This window comes from Streptomyces sp. NPDC007991 (assembly GCF_042958445.1).
In the GTDB taxonomy this organism is placed as follows: domain Bacteria; phylum Actinomycetota; class Actinomycetes; order Streptomycetales; family Streptomycetaceae; genus Streptomyces.
In genome coordinates, this window is record NZ_JBIBJD010000004.1 from 543,178 (window position 1) to 559,901 (window position 16,724).

The 16,724-nt window shown below is 72.6% G+C and carries 18 protein-coding genes and 1 pseudogene; 7 read left to right on the plus strand and 12 right to left on the minus strand.

The features are described from left to right. Positions 1–82 precede the first annotated feature (82 nt). Positions 83–244, minus strand: a pseudogene (locus ACFZDA_RS14045) (transposase); the annotation flags it as partial. A gap of 95 nt (positions 245–339) precedes the next feature. Next, complete coding sequence (locus tag ACFZDA_RS14050) at positions 340–990, minus strand: helix-turn-helix domain-containing protein (protein WP_391079749.1); 651 nt, start codon at positions 988–990, stop codon at positions 340–342. 777 nt (positions 991–1,767) lie between these two features. Here ACFZDA_RS14050 and ACFZDA_RS14055 point away from each other — a divergent pair. The 3 genes from ACFZDA_RS14055 to ACFZDA_RS14065 are packed head-to-tail and all read left to right on the plus strand — an operon-like array spanning position 1,768 to position 3,946. Then, positions 1,768–2,838 carry a Rieske 2Fe-2S domain-containing protein gene (locus ACFZDA_RS14055; protein WP_391079752.1) on the plus strand — a complete coding sequence of 357 codons (1,071 nt, stop codon included), beginning with the start codon at positions 1,768–1,770 and terminating at the stop codon, positions 2,836–2,838. Next, the gene (locus ACFZDA_RS14060; RefSeq protein WP_306961337.1) at positions 2,835–3,014 is read left to right on the plus strand and encodes a hypothetical protein; all 180 of its coding nucleotides are present in this window, start codon (positions 2,835–2,837) and stop codon (positions 3,012–3,014) included. The genes ACFZDA_RS14055 and ACFZDA_RS14060 overlap by 4 nt, the downstream gene beginning before the upstream one ends. Then, complete coding sequence (locus ACFZDA_RS14065; RefSeq protein ID WP_391079756.1) at positions 3,011–3,946, plus strand: 2Fe-2S iron-sulfur cluster-binding protein; 936 nt, start codon at positions 3,011–3,013, stop codon at positions 3,944–3,946. The genes ACFZDA_RS14060 and ACFZDA_RS14065 overlap by 4 nt, the downstream gene beginning before the upstream one ends. Positions 3,947–4,010: 64 nt before the next feature. Here the strand turns inward: ACFZDA_RS14065 and ACFZDA_RS14070 are convergent, their stop codons facing one another. From ACFZDA_RS14070 to ACFZDA_RS14100, 7 genes are all read right to left on the minus strand, one after another. Further along, positions 4,011–4,685, minus strand: coding sequence for an FCD domain-containing protein (locus ACFZDA_RS14070; RefSeq protein WP_391079759.1), 675 nt, complete (start codon positions 4,683–4,685; stop codon positions 4,011–4,013). After that, positions 4,682–5,683 carry a proline racemase family protein gene (locus ACFZDA_RS14075; protein WP_391079761.1) on the minus strand — a complete coding sequence of 334 codons (1,002 nt, stop codon included), beginning with the start codon at positions 5,681–5,683 and terminating at the stop codon, positions 4,682–4,684. The genes ACFZDA_RS14070 and ACFZDA_RS14075 overlap by 4 nt, the downstream gene beginning before the upstream one ends. 13 nt (positions 5,684–5,696) lie before the next feature. Continuing rightward, positions 5,697–6,587, minus strand: coding sequence for a dihydrodipicolinate synthase family protein (locus ACFZDA_RS14080; RefSeq protein ID WP_391079764.1), 891 nt, complete (start codon positions 6,585–6,587; stop codon positions 5,697–5,699). Then, the gene (locus tag ACFZDA_RS14085; protein WP_391079767.1) at positions 6,584–7,948 is read right to left on the minus strand and encodes an FAD-dependent oxidoreductase; all 1,365 of its coding nucleotides are present in this window, start codon (positions 7,946–7,948) and stop codon (positions 6,584–6,586) included. The genes ACFZDA_RS14080 and ACFZDA_RS14085 overlap by 4 nt, the downstream gene beginning before the upstream one ends. Next, entirely contained in the window at positions 7,938–8,282 is a 345-nt protein-coding gene (locus tag ACFZDA_RS14090) for a 2Fe-2S iron-sulfur cluster-binding protein (RefSeq protein ID WP_391079770.1), read from the minus strand. Before ACFZDA_RS14090 ends, ACFZDA_RS14085 begins: the two co-directional genes overlap by 11 nt. Further along, positions 8,279–9,433: an FAD-dependent oxidoreductase gene (locus tag ACFZDA_RS14095; RefSeq protein ID WP_391079773.1), complete on the minus strand. Its 1,155-nt coding sequence runs from the start codon at positions 9,431–9,433 to the stop codon at positions 8,279–8,281. Before ACFZDA_RS14095 ends, ACFZDA_RS14090 begins: the two co-directional genes overlap by 4 nt. Positions 9,434–9,552: 119 nt before the next feature. Continuing rightward, positions 9,553–10,212 carry a hypothetical protein gene (locus ACFZDA_RS14100; protein ID WP_391079776.1) on the minus strand — a complete coding sequence of 220 codons (660 nt, stop codon included), beginning with the start codon at positions 10,210–10,212 and terminating at the stop codon, positions 9,553–9,555. A 238-nt stretch (positions 10,213–10,450) separates the two neighbouring features. Between ACFZDA_RS14100 and ACFZDA_RS14105 the strand changes: the two genes are divergently transcribed. The 3 genes from ACFZDA_RS14105 (at position 10,451) to ACFZDA_RS14115 (ending at position 12,051) form a co-directional block, all read left to right on the plus strand. Next, entirely contained in the window at positions 10,451–11,110 is a 660-nt protein-coding gene (locus ACFZDA_RS14105; protein ID WP_391079779.1) for a helix-turn-helix domain-containing protein, read from the plus strand. A 32-nt stretch (positions 11,111–11,142) separates the two neighbouring features. Then, positions 11,143–11,673, plus strand: a complete 531-nt coding sequence (locus tag ACFZDA_RS14110; protein ID WP_306970486.1) for a toxin-antitoxin system, toxin component — start codon at positions 11,143–11,145, stop codon at positions 11,671–11,673. A 135-nt stretch (positions 11,674–11,808) separates the two neighbouring features. Next, a complete protein-coding gene (locus ACFZDA_RS14115) occupies positions 11,809–12,051 on the plus strand; it encodes a hypothetical protein (RefSeq protein ID WP_391079782.1) in 243 nt (80 codons plus the stop codon). Between the two features lie 420 nt (positions 12,052–12,471). Here the strand turns inward: ACFZDA_RS14115 and ACFZDA_RS14120 are convergent, their stop codons facing one another. After that, complete coding sequence (locus ACFZDA_RS14120; RefSeq protein WP_391079785.1) at positions 12,472–13,149, minus strand: 4'-phosphopantetheinyl transferase superfamily protein; 678 nt, start codon at positions 13,147–13,149, stop codon at positions 12,472–12,474. Continuing rightward, positions 13,146–14,006, minus strand: coding sequence for a metallophosphoesterase (locus ACFZDA_RS14125; RefSeq protein WP_391079788.1), 861 nt, complete (start codon positions 14,004–14,006; stop codon positions 13,146–13,148). Before ACFZDA_RS14125 ends, ACFZDA_RS14120 begins: the two co-directional genes overlap by 4 nt. A 261-nt stretch (positions 14,007–14,267) precedes the next feature. On the opposite strand from ACFZDA_RS14125, the gene ACFZDA_RS14130 reads away from it, so the two are divergent. Next, the gene (locus ACFZDA_RS14130) at positions 14,268–15,437 is read left to right on the plus strand and encodes an ATP-grasp domain-containing protein (RefSeq protein WP_391079791.1); all 1,170 of its coding nucleotides are present in this window, start codon (positions 14,268–14,270) and stop codon (positions 15,435–15,437) included. A 34-nt stretch (positions 15,438–15,471) separates the two neighbouring features. On the opposite strand, the gene ACFZDA_RS14135 is transcribed toward ACFZDA_RS14130, so the two are convergent. Further along, on the minus strand, positions 15,472–16,722 hold the full coding sequence (locus ACFZDA_RS14135) for an alpha-L-fucosidase (RefSeq protein WP_391079794.1): 1,251 nt from the start codon (positions 16,720–16,722) through the stop codon (positions 15,472–15,474). Positions 16,723–16,724 lie beyond the last annotated feature (2 nt).

A 16,724-nucleotide genomic window follows, 5' to 3' on the forward strand; every position in this document is an offset into this window, starting at 1 on the left:
CGATCTCCAAGGTCAGAGCGATTTTGTCCCGGCACCAGCCGACGAGGCCGCCGGTGTAGCCGCCGTCGGCCCAGACGAGGGTGATGTCGCGGTGCAGACGGCGCAGCCGCCTCAGCAGGCCCGCCGCGGCGTCCCGGTCGCCCATGTTCGCGGCGGTGACCGCGACGACCAGGAGCAGACCGAGCGTGTCGGTCACGATGTGTCGTTTGCGGCCCGGTACCTTCTTCCCCGATGTTCTCGTCATCGGCAGCGGACCCGCCGGCGGAACCGCCGCCCTGCTGTTGGCCACCTGGTGACCGTCCGGCGACCAGCCCGGCGCCGGCGGAAACGCGCGAGGGATCACCGGTCCGAGCTCCTCGGCGGAGACGACCGTGGCGCCCTCGGGCGGGCAGGTGTAAAGCCCGATGATCCTGGTCCTTTTCCCTCGAACTCCGGGTCCTTCGAGCGGGTCCAGGACCGGGTGCGGCGCCAGCGCACCCCCTCGGTCAGCAGGATCCGACGGACCTGACTGCGGCTGACTTCGATGCCCAGCCGCTGTGCCTCAGCAGCCAGTGCGTCCAGGGTCCACTCCGGCGGCCCGGACTCATCCGCCGCGGCCAACTCACCGTCCGCCCGCACCGTCAGCCGGCCCGGTGGTGGCTGTTTGACCAGGCCGATGACCCTGGAGCGCTCCGCTTCGGTGATCCGACGCTTGCGGCCCTGACCGCCCAGGTCCTCCAAGCCGTCCAGGCCCAAGCGGTCGAACCGGTGCAGCCAGCGGCGGACCGTCTTGGGACTGCACCTCAACTCATCCGCGACGGCAGGCACTCGCTGTCCGGACCAGCTCAGCTCGATCATCCGCGCCCGCATGACCAGATCACGAGGAGCCTTACGTGCTCGCGCCAGTCGATGCACGAGCTCTTCCTCGCTTTCGTCACGGCTCGGCCGTGCCCGTAACACCACCAGCCAGCACCCGCCCCCGAGCAGCCGAACACCCCGCCACCAGGACATATACCCAGCAAAAGAGGAATCCAGCACTAGACGCTCACCACACGATCTTGTGCCGACGCCGGGTTACAGATCGGGGCCGCTCCGGAGAACATCAAGTGGGACGCGGGCCGCATCTGAGCCAACGCCGTTCTTGATCAGCCATCGCTCGACCGCATCGCCGATCCGAAACGGGAGGCCGTCGAGTACCTGCTGACGCCGACGCTGGAATTCCGTAGCCCAACCGGACCCGCGCCAATGAAGCGGCATCCAAGTCGGCGACGAACGAGCTTGTCGCCTGCGCAACAACCCGCCTGACACCCATCACGAGGGTCCTCAGCGTGAGAGCGAGCTGGACTGCCCCTAGCCGGTGCGTTCGAACAGTCGCGTTGCCGCGGTCTACCAATCCCCTGACCTGCACTTATGCGCTGCAGCGGCAAAAGCACGGCGAATTCGACCCGGATTCGACCCCACGGCTCCGATACACGGCTAGAACCATGTCTGATCAGCAGTGATGCAACTTCTGCCGCTGTACCAACGAATTACAGAAATTGAATCACCGCAAATGCCCCGATAGGGATCAGCTTCGTAAGTCGACAGCACTGAAGTGGACACACAGCCCACCGCTGTAGGCACGGCGCGACGGGATGGCCCGAGCCCATCCCAACTCGGCCCCGCGAAGGAATGCGCGCTCTGAACAGGCCTTTCACCGATCCCCTTCCGCGAGGCGGAAGAGGTATTGCGGCACAGCAGCGCGCTTCCGGACGATGCCATCACAGCAGAGAGACGGGAGCCGCAACGATGCCTCACACGACCGCCTTCGCAAGGAACCAGTGGTACGTCGCCGCCTACAGTCACGAGGTCGGGCGGGAGTTGCTCGGACGGACGATCCTCGGTGAGACGCTCGTGCTCTACCGGACCGAGGAGGAGGGCACTCCGGTCGTGCTGCACGACCGGTGTGTGCACCGCCGGTACCCGCTGTCCGAGGCCCCGACGCGCCTCGACGGCGACCGGATCGTATGCGGGTACCACGGGTTCACGTACGACACGACCGGTACGTGCGTGTACGTGCCGGGGCAGAAGCGGGTGCCGCGCACGGCCCGGGTCGCCTCCTACCCGGTCGTCGAGCAGGACTCGCTGATCTGGGTGTGGATCGGCGACCCGGCGCTCGCCGATCCGCAGAACATCCCGCGGGCCAGGCACCTCGACTCCCCCGGCTGGGTCACCGTGCGCGGCATGGAGCCCATCGACTGCGACTACGGACTCCTCGTCGACAACCTCCTGGACCTGTCGCACGAGACGTATCTGCACGGCGGGTACATCGGCACCCCCGAGGTCGCCGAGACGCCGATCACGACGGAGGTCGACGAGGGCGCCGGGATCGTCCGGGTGAGCCGGCACATGGACGACGCCGCGTGCCCGCCGTTCTACGCCAAGTCCACCGGCATCACGGGCCGGATCACCCGCTGGCAGGACATCGAGTACCACGCGCCCTGCCTGTATCTGCTGCACAGCCGCATCGCCCCGGTCGGTGTGCTGCCCAAGCCGGACGGCAGCGACCCGAACGGCTTCCACACCGAGATCACGTACGCGATCACCCCCTCGGGCGACGGCAAGGTATACGACTTCTGGGCCGTCTCGCGCGACTGGGCGACGGACGACGCCGAGGTCACGGAGTTCCTGCGCGGCAACAACCACACGGTCGTGATGCAGGACGTCACCGCCCTCAACCTGCTGCAGAAGACCCTCGGCACCGAGCGCACCGGCTACCAGGAGCTGAGCATCAACATCGACACCGGTGGTCTGGCCGCCCGCCGTATCCTCGCCCGGCTGGTGGAGCAGGGCGAGAAGCCCGTGGAGAAGGTCCAGTGAGCAGCCCGACCGGCGAGATCTACCGCATCGACTGGCTGCCCGGCACCGACGTCCTGCACGGCACCTGCCACTGCGGCCGTGAGCACACCGCGCAGGACCCGGTGGAGATGTGGGAGTGGATGCTCGCCCACCCGCAGGGGCATGACGTCGACGAGCCGCGAGGGAACAGTTCATGAGCGTGTACGAAGCCGGACTCGTCGTCGAGCGGCGCGAGTTCGCCGCCGACGGCGTGCTCGCCCTCACCCTGCGCCACCCGCTCGGCGAGCCGCTCCCGGCGTGGGAGCCGGGCGCGCACATCGACGTCGTGCTCGGCCCCGGGCTGGAGCGGCAGTACTCGCTGTGCGGCGATCCGGCGGACCGGTCGGCGTGGCGGATCGCGGTGCTGCGCGAGCCGGACGGCCGGGGCGGTTCGGCCCATGTGCACGAGCGGGTGGGGCAGGGCGACCAGGTCCGGGTGCGCGGGCCCCGGAACAACTTCGGCCTGGAGCCCGCCTCCCGCTACCGCTTCGTCGCGGGCGGCATCGGCATCACCCCGATCCTGCCGATGCTGGCGGCGGCCGAGGCGGCGGGCGCCGAGTGGACGCTGCTGTACGGCGGGCGCACCCGCCGGTCGATGGCGTTCGGCGAGGAACTGGCCCGGTACGGCGACCGGGTGACGATCGCGCCCGAGGACGAGACGGGGCTGCTGGACCTGGCCCCGGTGCTGGACGACGTACCCGAGGGCACGCTCGTCTACTGCTGCGGCCCCGGCCCGCTGCTGGACGCGGTCGAGAAGCGCTGCCCGTCCGGAGTGCTGCGCGTCGAGCGGTTCCGGCCGAAGGAGCAGGAGACGGGCGGCACCACCGAGTTCGAGGTGGAGCTGGCGCGCAGCGGCAGGACGCTCACCGTGGCGCCGGACGTGTCCGTCCTGGACGCCGTGCGCGAGGCCGGTGTCGAGGTGCTCTACTCCTGCACCGAGGGCACCTGCGGCACCTGCGAGACCGACGTGCTGGAGGGCGAGCCGGACCACCGTGACTCGGTGCTCACCGACGATGAACGCGCGGCCGGCGAGACCATGCTCATCTGCGTGTCCCGCTGCCGTGGCAAGCGGCTCGTGCTGGACCTGTGACCGGCCGCCGGCGCCTCGCGGGCCCCTCGCCGTCCCGGTCCGGCGCCGGGGCGGCGAGCAGGCGTCAGGGTCCGGCGGGGCCCGCCCACATGCCCCGGACGTGCCCGAGATGCCGGGGCATTACGGCCCGTACGGCCTCCTCGTCCCGGGCGAGCAGCGCGTCCAGGATCTCCAGGTGCTCCTTGGCCGACGCCTCCAGCCGCCCCTGCTCGACGAGCGCGGTCAGTCCGTACAGCCGGGAGCGGCGCCTGAGGTCCCGTACGACGTCGACGAGATGGCCGTTGCCCGCGAGGGCCAGCAGGCCGAGGTGGAAGCGCAGGTCGGCCTCGACGTAGGCGATGAGGTCGCCGGCCGCGGCGGAGGTGACGATCTCCTGGGCGACCGGCCGGAGCGCCTCCAGCGCCGCCGGGTCGGCCGTGGCCGCCAGGCCCGCCGTGGTGGGGATCTCGATCAGCGCCCGGATGTGGGTGTACTCGTCGAGTTGCTTCTCGGAGACCGCCGTGACCCGGAAGCCCTTGTTGGGCACGGTGGCGACGAGGCCTTCCCTGACGAGGTCGAGCATGGCCTCGCGCACGGGGGTGGCGGAGACGCCGAAGCGGGCGGCGAGGACCGGGGCCGAGTAGACCTCGCCGGGGAGCAGCTCGCCGGCGATCAGGGCGGCCCGCAGCGCGTCCGCGACCCGCTCCCGGTGGCTGGGCTTCCTGCTGCCCAGCACGGGCAGCGCGGGGGTGCGGCTCACAGGACGAACCCCGCCGGGAACGGGTCCTCGGGGTCCAGCAGGTACTGGGCGGTGCCGGTGATCCAGGCGCGTCCGGAGAAGCTGGGCAGCACGGCCGGGCGGCCGGCCACCTCGGTGGTGCCGAGCAGTCGGCCGGTGAACCGGGTGCCGATGAAGGACTCGTTCACGAACTCGGTGTGCAGCGGGAGTTCGCCGCGGGCGTGCAACTGTGCCATGCGGGCGCTGGTGCCCGTGCCGCAGGGCGAGCGGTCGAACCAGCCGGGGTGGATGGCCATGGCGTGCCGGGAGTGGCGGGCGGTCGAGCCGGGGGCGGCCAGGTACACGTGGTGGAGGCCGTGGATGGACGGGTCCTCGGGGTGGACGGGCGGGTCCTCGGCGTTGACGGCGGCCATGAGGGACAGGCCGGCCCGGAGGATGTCGTCCTTGCGGGACCGGTCGAAGGGCAGGCCGAAGCGCTCCAGCGGCAGGACGGCGTAGAAGTTGCCGCCGAAGGCGAGGTCGTACGTCACCCTCCGGCCGTCGGCGAGGGTGGCCTCGCGGTCGAGGCCGACGGCGAAGGAGGGCACGTTGCGCAGGGTGACCGACGTGGCGGCGCCGTCCGTCACGGCCACCTCGGCGACGACCGGGCCCGCCGGGGTGTCGAGCCGGATGGTGGTGACGGGCTCGGTGACCTCGACCATGCCGGTCTCGACGAGCACGGTCGCCACGCCGATCGTGCCGTGCCCGCACATCGGCAGATAGCCGGAGACCTCGATGTAGACGACGCCCCAGTCGCAGTCGGGCCGGGTCGGCGGCTGAAGGATCGCGCCGCTCATGGCGGAGTGGCCGCGCGGCTCGTTCATCAGCAACTGCTTGATGTCGTCGCGGTGTTCACGGAAGTACAGCCGCCGCTCGTTCATGGTGGCGCCGGGGATGGTGCCGATGCCGCCGGTGATGACGCGGGTCGGCATGCCCTCGGTGTGCGAGTCGACGGCGTGCAGGACGAGTCTGCTGCGCATGATCGGTCCTTCGTCAGGCGAGTCCGGCCGCGACGGCCTTCTCGGTGGCGGCCCGGACGGCGGCCTCCTGCTCGGGCAGCAGCGGCATGCGCGGCGGCCGGCAGGGTCCGCCGTGGCGGCCGACCAGGTCCATGGAGCGTTTGATGGCCTGGACGAACTCCACGCGCGAGTCCCACCTCAGCAGCGGATGCAGCTGCCGGTACAGGGGCCGCGCGGTGTCGAGGTCGCCGTCGACGGCCGCGTGGTACAGCTCGACGGACGCCTGCGGCAGCGCGTTCGGGTAGCCGGCCACCCAGCCCTTGGCTCCCGCGACGGCCAGCTCCAGCAGGACGTCGTCCGCGCCGATCAGCAGGTCGAGTTCGGGGACGAGTTCGGCGATGCGGTAGGCCCGGCGGACGTCTCCGGAGAACTCCTTCACCGCCCGGATGTACCCCTCGCCGTGCAGCCGGGCGAGCAGCTCCGGCACGAGGTCGACCTTGGTGTCGATCGGGTTGTTGTAGGCGACGACCGGCAGGCCCGCCTGCGCGACCTCGGCGTAGTGGGCGAGGACGGAACGCTCGTCGGCGCGGTAGGCGTTGGGCGGCAGCAGCATCACCGCCCGGCAGCCCGCCTCGCCCGCCTGCTCGGCCCAGCGCCGGGACTCGGCGGACCCGTACGCGGCGACGCCGGGCATGACGCGCTGCCCGCCGATCGCGGCGACGGCCGTCTCGACCACCCGGGCACGCTCCTCGGGGGTGAGCACCTGGTACTCGCCGAGGGAGCCGTTCGGCACGACGCCGTCGCAGCCGTTCTCGACCAGCCAGGCGCAGTGCTCGGCGTACTTGTCGTAGTTCACGGAGAGGTCGTCGTTCAGTGGGAGCGCGGTGGCGACGAGGACGCCGCGCCAGGGGCGGTGGTCGGTCATGACGGTTCCTCCTGGGTGTGTTGCCGTGCGAGGACTCCGAGCGGCACGGGACGGGCGAACGGCCTTCGGGACGGGGTGGGCGGGCGGCCGGCGAGACCCGCGACGGCGACGGCGCACATCCGGCCCTGGCACCAGCCCATGCCGGCCCGGGTCAGCAGCTTCACGGTCCGCTCGTCGCCCGCGCCGAGGGCCAGTGCGTCGCGCACGGCACCGGCGGTGACCTCCTCGCAGCGGCAGACCAGGGTGTCGTCGGTGACCTGCTCGGGCCAGTGCGCGGGCGGCGCGTAGGCGGCGTCGAGTGCGGCTGCCGAACTCCTGTGCCTGGTACGGGATGTGAGGGCGGCGGGTGCCGGGGTGGGGGCGGTGCCGCGCAGGGATGCGGCGGCGGAGCACCCGGCGATGTGCCCCTCGGCGAGGGCGAGGGCCGCGCCGCCGATTCCGGTGGACTCGCCGGCCGCCCACACGCCGGGTACGTCCGTGCGCTGCTCGGTGTCGACGGCCACCGCGAGCCCGTCCAGGCGACAGCCGAGGCCCTCCGCCAGATCGGTGTGCGGGAGCATGCCGTGGCCGACGGCCAGGGTGTCGCAGGCCAGCCGCCGCTCGGTGCCGGGCCGGACGCGTCCGGCGGTGTCGAGGGCGGCGACCGTGACGCCGGTCAGCCGGTCGTCGCCGTGGGCGCGGACGACGGTGTGGCGGGCCAGGACCGGCACGCGGTGGCGCAGCAGCCGGGCAGCGTAGGCGGCGCCCTCCGGGAGCTTGCCGGCCAGGGCCGGGCCGTGGCGGGCCAGGCGCGCGGCGCCCGTGGACTCGACGAGCGCGGCGACCTCGACGCCGGCCGCCGCGAGCCCGGCCGCCACGGGCAGCAGCAGCGGCCCGGTCCCTGCCACGACGGCCCGGCGCCCCGGCACCACCAGGCCGCCCTTGAGCATGGCCTGGGCGCCCCCGGCGGTGACGACGCCCGGCAGGTTCCAGCCGGGGAAGGGCAGCACGTGTTCGTATCCGCCGGTGGCCAGGAGCACGGCACGGGCGTGCACCTCGGCCGGTTCCTCCTGCTCCGGGCCGAGCAGCGCGTGCACGGTGAAGCCGCCGGACGTCCGTTCCACGCACCACACGTGATGATCCGTCAGCACGCGTACGGAACGGGCGGCGAGGCCGTCCCGCAGCCGCTCCCAGGTCCGCCACCGGTGGTGCAGCGCCTCGGGCCGTCCGGCTGCGAGTCCGGCGGCGGGTTGGCGGTAGAACTGCCCGCCGGTCTGCGTCGCCGCGTCGACGAGCGCGACCCGGATGCCGCGCGCGGCGGCCGCCAGCGACGCGGCCAGCCCGGCCGGTCCGGCGCCGATCACGGCGAGTTCAGTCCGCATGGCCGTCTCCCCCGTCGTTCGCCCCCATGTGGTCCGCCTCCGCATGGCCCGTCCCCTCCTGCGTGCCGATCACGTCTCCCGGCCGCACCGGGAGCAGGCAAGCGCGTTGGTTGGGGCGGCCGTTGACGGTCACCAGGCAGTCGAAGCAGACGCCGATCCCGCAGAACACCCCGCGCGGACGGCCCTCGCCCCGGGTGGTGCGCCAGGAGGTGACGCCCGCCGTCCAGAGCACGGCGGCGACCGTCTGGCCGGGCAGCGCCTCGACCGGCCGCCCGTCGAACGTGACCGTGAAGGCGGGGCCGGGCCTGGCCCCCGCCAGTTCCAGGGGATTCACTTGGCCTCCTCGGGAAAGCGGTCGGGCCGGAACGGACCGAGATCCAGGTCGGGCGTCCGCCCCGTCAGCACCTGGGCGATCAGCTGCCCGGTGCCGGTGGCCAGACCGATGCCCGCGCCCTCGTGCCCGCAGGCGTGCAGCAGTCCGGGCGCCCGGGGGTCGGGGCCGATCGCGGGCAGATGATCCGGCAGATACGGCCGGAAGCCGGCATACGTCCGTATGGCCCGGACGCCGGCGAGGAACGGGAAGAGCCGCGTGGCGCCCTCCGCCAGCGCCCGCAGCGCCGGGAGCGACAACGACCGGTCGAAGCCGACCCGTTCGCGGCTGGCGCCGATGAGGACCGGCCCGGCGGGGGTGCCCTCGACCACCGGGGAGGTCTGGAGGGCCGCCGAGTCGCTGGCGACGTCGGCCACGTAGTCGGCGGCGTACACCTTGTGCCGGATCCGGGGCGGCAGCGGCTCGGTGACCAGGACGAAACCTCGCCGGGGCAGCACCGGCAGCGACACCCCGGCGCGGGCCGCCACCTCGCCGCCCCAGGTGCCGGACGCGTTGACGACGGCCGGGGCGTGGACGTCGCCCCGGTCTGTCCGCACCCCGCGCACCGCACCGTCGGAGCCGCGCAGCACCCCGGTCATCTCACGGCCGGTGAGCAGCCGGGCGTTCGAGGCGCGCAGGAGGTGCGCCGCCGCCAGGGCGGGCATCACCTGGGCGTCCTGCGGGTAGTGCACGCCGCCCGCGAGGCCGGGGGCCAGGTGGGGCTCCAGGTCGGGGAGCCGGTCGGGCGGCACCGGGACCGCCTCCACCCCGGCCGCGCGCTGCCCGGCGGCGAGTCCCTCCAGCCCGGCCAGCACTTCGCCGGTGCCGGCGACGACGACCCCGCCCTTTGCCTCGTACTCGACCGCCTTCCCCAGCCCCTCCTCGGCCAGTTCGGCCCACAGCCGGGCCGACAGCAGGGCCAGGTCGAGCTCGGGCCCGGGCTCCTTGTCGGAGACGAGGAGGTTGCCCTCTCCGGCGCCGGTCGTGCCGCCGGCCACGGGGCCGCGGTCCAGCACGACGGTGTCCAGGCCCGCGCGGGTCGCGTACAGGGCGCAGGCGGCGCCCACCACTCCGGCACCGACCACCACGACATCGCAGGTCAGCGGCTCGCTCACGCCAGTACTATGTCACACACCACACTGCCGGGGAATGGGGCGAACGCCGACGGTGCGGTGCTGTGTGACGCGGTGAGGTGGAGACGCGGTGCTGTGACGACGGGCAACCGGCGCGGGGCTCAGTGGGACGCCGGGACGACTCTCAGATGGGAGGCGGTACGGCGGGTCCGGCGGTCCCGGGACGGGGTGCGGCGGGCCTCGCGCAGCACGAACGTGAGCCGGGCGCAGCCCAGTTCCTCGAGCGCCCTGGACGTCTCGACGACGATCCGGCAGTCGGTGGCGCCCCAGCGCGGATCCGGGTGCAGCAGCGGCCGTACGGCACCGTCCTGCTCGACGGCGCTCTCGCCGACCGAGCGGATCCAGTGCGGCAGGCCGTGCCGGTAGGCGGCATCCATGATCGGGTCCTGGGCGATGTCGCGGCGGATGGCCTGGAGGCCGTGGTCGGGGCCGTGGCCCTCCACGGTCCGCGCGAAGTGCGCGAGCATCGGCAGGCACCAGCTCGCCTCGTGGTCGCCGAGCACCGTGGGGGCGTCGGGGTGGAACAGCACGAATCTGAGGAAGTTGTCGCCCGGCATGGCCGTCGGGTGCGGGCCGACACCACCGAAAAGTGACCGGAAGGCGCTGTTGGCCAGCACCACGTCCCAGCCGTGGTCGACGACGAGCGAGGGGAAGGAAACGGCCTCCAGAAGCCCGGCGTAGTCCTCCAGGTAGGCCTGGACGTCGGAAGTCTCGGGGACGGGCCGCGGTGCCGGCCGCTGCCCTCCTGCCTGATATGCCATCGGGAGGTCACCCCTCTTGCCTGTGCGGCCCTGACGCGGCGCCCCGATCCTGGTGCCCGGAGTTGAGGCGTGTCAACTATCGTGGCATTTCATGCTGGTTGACGGCTGAAATTGGCCACAGTTGTGGCGAGACCTGGATGTGAGTTCGAACCACCGGCTACGCTCCGGGAAGTTCACGCCGGGGTAGGTCACGGCATCCACTTGTGAGAAGCCTGTGAGAGACGTAGGAGATCTGTCGGTGACGGGTGGCTTCGTCGAAGGTCCGGGCGCCACGCCGATGGCCGTGCTGGCGGCCGTCGTCTCCCGTGTCACCGCGCTCGCCGACCGGCTCGGCGTGCCGCAGGCCGAGGTCTTCGACATCGGCCGGCTGTCCGTCGCCTCCGGCGTCCCGGAGCCCGTGGTCAAGGCCCTGCTCGGCGGCCGGCCGGCGGGCGAACCCGATGTGCAGGCCCGGTTCCTGCAGCGCCTGGACCTGCTGCGCCGGACCCGGCTCAAGCCCAACGGCCGCAAGTACACCCAGCAGGAGATCGCCGACGGCGCGGGTATGTCCCGGCAGCAGGCCGGCGCCCTCATCAACGGCGACCGGCGGCCGACCATGGAGCACTGCGACGCCCTCCAGCGGTTCTTCCGGGTGCATGCCGGGTTCCTGACGGCCGAGGACCCCGAGGCGCTGGTGAGCGCCCTCCAGCACACCGAGCAGGAACTGCTCCACAAGCTCGCCGACCGCGAGCGGGAGGCGGCCGCGGCGGCCGACGACCCGCTGGAGCGGCTGCTGCAGGACCACGGCGTGCGCGGCATCGCCTGGCGGGCCGCGCAGCTGCCCACCGACCAGCACCGCGACAAGGTGGCGGAGTGGCTGGACATGCTCCTGGAGAGCGTCAAGCGGCCCGAGTCGTGACCGTGGGGAGAACTGTGGGCATCGGTAAGGAAATGCGCCGCCTGTGCGGCGAACTGGTCGCGGAGCTGACCCTCCCCGCGCCGGCGCGGCCCGAGGAGCTGTACGCCGCGCTGTGCGACGCGATGAGCAGACGCCGGGGTCGCCCCGTCCACTTCCGTACGGCCGCCTTCCCGCCCGGGACCGCGAGCGGGCTGTGGCTCGACATGGCCGAGCAGGACCTCGTCGTGATCGAGGAACGCACGGCTCCCGACCACCAGTTGGTGATCCTGGGCCACGAGCTGTGGCACATGAAGGCGGGGCACTGCTCCCACCACGTCGAGGGCGCCGCCGTCGCGGCCCGGCTGCTCCACGACGGCGCCGACCTCCAGGAGACGGTGCTGAAGGTCGCCGCGCGCACCCGCTTCGACCTCGACGACGAGAAGGAGGCGGAGAGCTTCGGGCTGCTGCTGGCCAGCAAGTGCCGGGCGTGGCTTGCGGGTTCGTCGTCGCGGGGGCCGGTGCAGCGGGACCACCTGGCGGGGCGGATCGAAGCGTCGCTGGGGTATCCGGGGTCGCAGGGCTGAGCTGGGGTTCTGCTCCGCCGAGCGGGCGAACCGGCGGGCATCGGGGCCGGATTGTCAGTGGTGGGCGGCAAGCTGGAGGTGCGCCCCTTGTGTGCGGGGCGTGACCGATGACTCCGACACGGGGAGAGCCGACCGATGCCCACCGCCGTACTGACCGACCGCGAACGCACCGCCGTCCAGGCCTATCTGCGGCTGCTGCACACCGTCCGGGCCGCCTTCGACCTGGAGCCGGGCCCGCCCGGCGCCCCCCGTCCCGCGGTCGTCCCGCCCGCCGTCCTCGCCGAGGCGGAAGAGGCCCTCGAACAAGCGGGCCTCACCGGCAACGAGGAGGCGTTCTTCCGCCTGCTCCAGAACTGGTGCCCCCAGCCGGGCCCCTGACCCGACACCGGGCAACGGTGCCGAGCCGACCACCGACGGCCCGGCCCCGACCGAAGGACGCGCCCCCGGGCCGAGGCTGCGGCCGACCGCACGGCCCGGAGCCGGTGCCCCGGCCGGAACCGGTGGCACGGCCACGGCCTGGGCAGGTGGCACGGCCCGGAACCGACGCCCGGCCCGGGCCGGAGCCGGAGCCGACGGCACGACCCAGAACCCCGAGCCGGGGCAGCTGGCACCGCCGAAAGCCGGAGCCGGCGGCACGACCCGGCACCCCGGGCGGCTGGCATGGCCCCGGAACCGGTGGGGCGACCCGGAGCCGGGGCCGGTGGCAGGCCCCGAACCGACGACGAGTGACAGGCCTCCAACCGACCACCGACAGCCGGGCCCTGTGTCGAGCGAGGACCCGCGGGGTGATCGCCCGGCTCAGTCGTGCGGTACCGCGATCGCCGTCGTGACCAGGCCCCGGGCGGCGGTCCACTGGCCGTCGAAATGGGCCAGGCGGCGGTCGCCGACCCGGGGGCCGGGGACGAGGAGCGTGGCGCGGAAGGTGCCGCGCGGCCGGTCGCCCGGGTCGGCGGAGAGTTCGATGTCGGCCTCCGCGAAGTCCAGCCACTTGCCCGTGAGGGGGAACCACGCCTTGTAGACGGACTCCTTCGCGCTGAACAGCAGCCGGTCCCAGTGGACGTCGGGGCGCTGCGCTGCCAGCCGTCGCAGGCGCTCGGCCTCGGCCGGCAGGGACACGGCGGGCAGGACCCCCTCGGGCAGCGGCCCGTGGACCTCCGCGTCGATGCCGAGGGAGGCCAGGTCGGTGGCGCGGACCAGGGCGGCGGCGCAGTAGCCGTCGCAGTGGGTCATGCTGCCGGCCAGCCCGGCCGGCCAGCGCGGGGCGCCTCGTTCACCGGGCAGGACCGGCTGCGGCGGCACGCCGAGCTTCTCCATGGCCCGGCGGGCACAGGAGCGGACGGCGGCGAACTCCCGGCGCCGCTTGGCGACCGCCCGCGTCAGGAGCGCCGCCTCCTCGGGGAACAGCGGTGTGTCCGCGCCCTCGTCGCCGTACGCCTCCACCGTGACGACGGTCTGCGGCAGCAGTTCCTCGATCACCGTTCCTCGCCCTCCGCGGGCAGGATGCGCCGCAGCCGCCCCGGCTCCCCGGCCCGCTTGCGCCACTCCCGGGGGTAGCCCACCGACACCTCCTCGAAGCGCACGCCCTCGTGCCAGGTGGTGCGGGGGATGTGCAGATGGCCGTAGACCATCGTGTGGACGCGGAACCTGCGGTGCCAGTCGGCGGTCAGGCCGGTGCCGCACCACATGGCGAACTCGGGGTACCAGAGAACGTCCATCGGGTGCCGGTGCAGCGGATAGTGGTTGACGGGGATCACGGGCAGGTCGCCGGGCAGTTCGGCGAGTCTGTGTTCGGTCTCGGCGACCCGGGCCCGGCACCAGGCCTCCCGGCTCGGGTACGGGTCGGGGTGCAGCAGATGCTCGTCGGTGCACACGATGCCCGTGCCGCGGGCGTACGCCAGGCCCTGCTCCTTGGTCGCACAGCCGGCCGGCAGGAACGAGTAGTCGTACAACAGGAACAGCGGCGCGACGGCGACGGGGCCGCCGGGCCCGTCCCAGACCGGGTAGGGGTCCTCCGGCGTCGTCACGCCGAGGTCCCGGCACAGCTCGACCAGGTGGTCGTACCGGGCGACACCGCGCAGGGTGACGGGATCGCTCGGATGGGTCCACAGCTCGTGGTTCCCGGGCACCCAGACGACCTTGCGGAAGCGGCCTGCGAGGGTCTTGAGGGCCCAGCGGACATCGGCCACGGTCTCGGCGACGTCCCCGGCCACGAGCAGCCAGTCGTCGTCCGACCCGGGCCGCATCCCTTCGACCAGGGCGCGGTTCTCCGGGTAGCCGATGTGCAGATCGCTGATGGCCAGCAGTTGTCCGGCACCACCGGCCGTCGACGTCACCCCTCGTCCCCCTCCGCCCACCGACGCGAACGCCACCACGAGATCACATCACCGCGCCCGGGGACAAGGGCGGCCGGACGGCCGGGAAATCCGGATCCGTAACTCGCGTGTTGCACGACACCGGCCGCCGAGGCCGTATGATCTGCCCCAACACCACCGCTGAAAACTTCCCTTTCGCAGGGGCGGTTTGGTGTACCTCCATTCATCCTGCCCGGGCACGGGCCGCCGAGCCCTGCCCGCGAACCGTGAAAGGCGGCCTGCATGGTCTCTCGCGTACGCGTCTGGCTCAACCGCACGTACGCGGAGAACGTGTTCTTCATGGATCAGCTGCGGAGAAATCCCAGCGACCGGGCCGTCGAGATCCATGCCACGCACGGCGACCCCGACTCCCCCGTGCTGGCCGCCGCCGACACCGCCGAGCTGGAACCCGAGAACCTCTCCCCCGCCGGGTACGTCGAGTACGCGCTGGACCAGTGCGCGCGGCGCGGTATCGACGTGTTCGTGCCCCGGCTGCACCAGTCGGCGATCGTGGCGCACCGCGCCGAGTTCGAGGCGGCCGGTACGGCGGTGCTGGCCCCGCCGCCCGAGGCGGTGGCCGTCTTCCACGACAAGGTGATCGCCTACGAGGCGGTCCAGGCGATCGGTGCTCCGGTGCCGCCGTGGTGGCGGGTCCGTTCGGGTGACGAACTCGTCGTCGCCGTCGAGGAGTTGGAGGCCGCCGGGCACAAGGCGTGCTTCAAGCCGGCGTCCGGGGCGGGCGGAGTGGGCTTCCGGGTGATCACGCGCACGCCCTTCTCGCTGATGCACCTGAACGGTTTCCCCAGCCCGTACGTCCCGCTCGATGTGGTGCTGGAGGCGCTGGAGCATGCCGAGGAGCCGGTCGACTGGCTGGTGATGCCGCGCCTGGAGCAGCCCGAGGTGTCGGTGGACTGTCTGACCGGTCCGGACAATCGGATCCGGCTGGCCGTCGGCCGCACCAAGAACGGCCGCCGCCGGGGCTTCACGCTGCACGAGCAGTGGCTGGACCCGGCCCGGCGGATCGCGGAGGGCTTCGGTCTGCACTACCTGTCCAACATCCAGTTCCGGATGTTCGGCGACCGGCCGGTCCTGATGGACGTCAACACCCGCCCGGCCGGCGGCCTGCACCAGCTGTCGCTGTGCGGTGTCAACGCCCCCTGGGCCGCCGTCCAGCTGGCGCTCGGCGAGGACCCGGGCGAGGTGGTCCCGCCGTTCCTGGGCCAGGACTACTCGGTGGTGTCGGGACCGCGTCCGCTGCGGCCGGTGCAACTGCCGCAGCAGCGACCGGAGGTCACGGAGCCGCTGTCGGCGGTGCCCACGCCCTCAGCGGCCGGACCGGTCGACTCCCTCGGGGCGCCGGCGGCTCAGGCGGTGCCGCTCACCGGCCTGGCCGCACACCACCCGACTCGGTAGCCGGACAGAGGACGTCACCGGCCCCCAGCACGAGTCAGGAGCGGCCCCCACCCCGGTACAGCTCCAGTTCGCCGTCCAGTTCGACGGCGAGAACGGTGGCGTGCGGGTCGAGGTCCCGCGCGGCGGGAGGTTCGATCCACAGCATGCCGGGGGTTTCGTGGAGCCCGCCCGTGACGCTGTGGGTCAGTTCCGTGCCGCTGCCCAGGACCGAGACGCGGCGGACCTTGCTGAGCAGGCCGCGCACGTTGATCTCGGCGCGCGGGGCGTCGAAGAGGGTCAGATAGAGGGTGCGGCGGTCCTTGGAGAGGGTGCTCGGGCCGTAGTGGTGGCCCGGCGGGAGTCCCCGTTCGGTGCCGTACACCGCTTCCGCGTGCCGGGCGATCCAGGCGCCGAGCGCTTCCAGGCGCTCGGCCTGTTCGGCGGGGATCGTGCCGTCCTCGCGGGGGCCGACGCTGAGCAGCAGGTTGCCTCCGCCGCCGATGGTCTCGGTGAAGTAGCGGATCAGCTGGTCGACCGACTTGTGGTGGTGGTCGTGGTGCTGGTGACCCCAGGAGTCGTTGATCGTCAGGCACAGCTCCCAGGGGCCCTCGGGCGGGAGGACCGGGGCGCCCTGTTCCGGCGTCGCGTAGTCGCCCTCGCTGAGCATGCGGGCGTTGAAGACGGCGTCCGGTACCTCGGAGCGGATGAGCGCGGCGAGGTCGGGGATGCGCCACTGCTCCTCGCTGCGCTCCCACTCGCCGTCGAACCACAGCAGGTCCGGCTTGTAGCGGGAGGTCAGTTCGCGGATCTGGCCGTCGCGGTAGGCGAGGAACCTCTCCCAGGCCTCAAGGTCCTCGTCCTCGGCGGCGGCCTCGGAGTAGCGGTTGTCCTCCAGCTCCGGCGGGCGGCCCGGCTTGCGGGTGGAGGCGTAGTCGGGGTGGCTCCAGTCGGAGTGCGAGTAGTAGAGCCCGACCTTGAGGCCCTGCTCGCGCAGGGCGTCGGCGTAGCCGGCGATCAGGTCGCGGCCCGCGTTCAGGTCGCCGTAGGCCGTGTCCCACAGGGCGACGCCGTCGTGATGGCGGCTGGTCAGCACGGCGTACTTGGCTCCGGCCCGCGCGAAGAGCTTCGCCCAGTCGCGCGGGTCGTAGCGGGAGGCCGTGAAGCGGTCGAACTGGGACATGTACCGGTCGTAGGGGACGATGTCGTCGTAGAACGACCAGGACTCCTGGACGCCGTCGACGGCGTAGATGCCCCAGTGGATGAAGATCCCCAGCTTGGCGTCGGTGAACCAGGGCTGCATGGCCATGG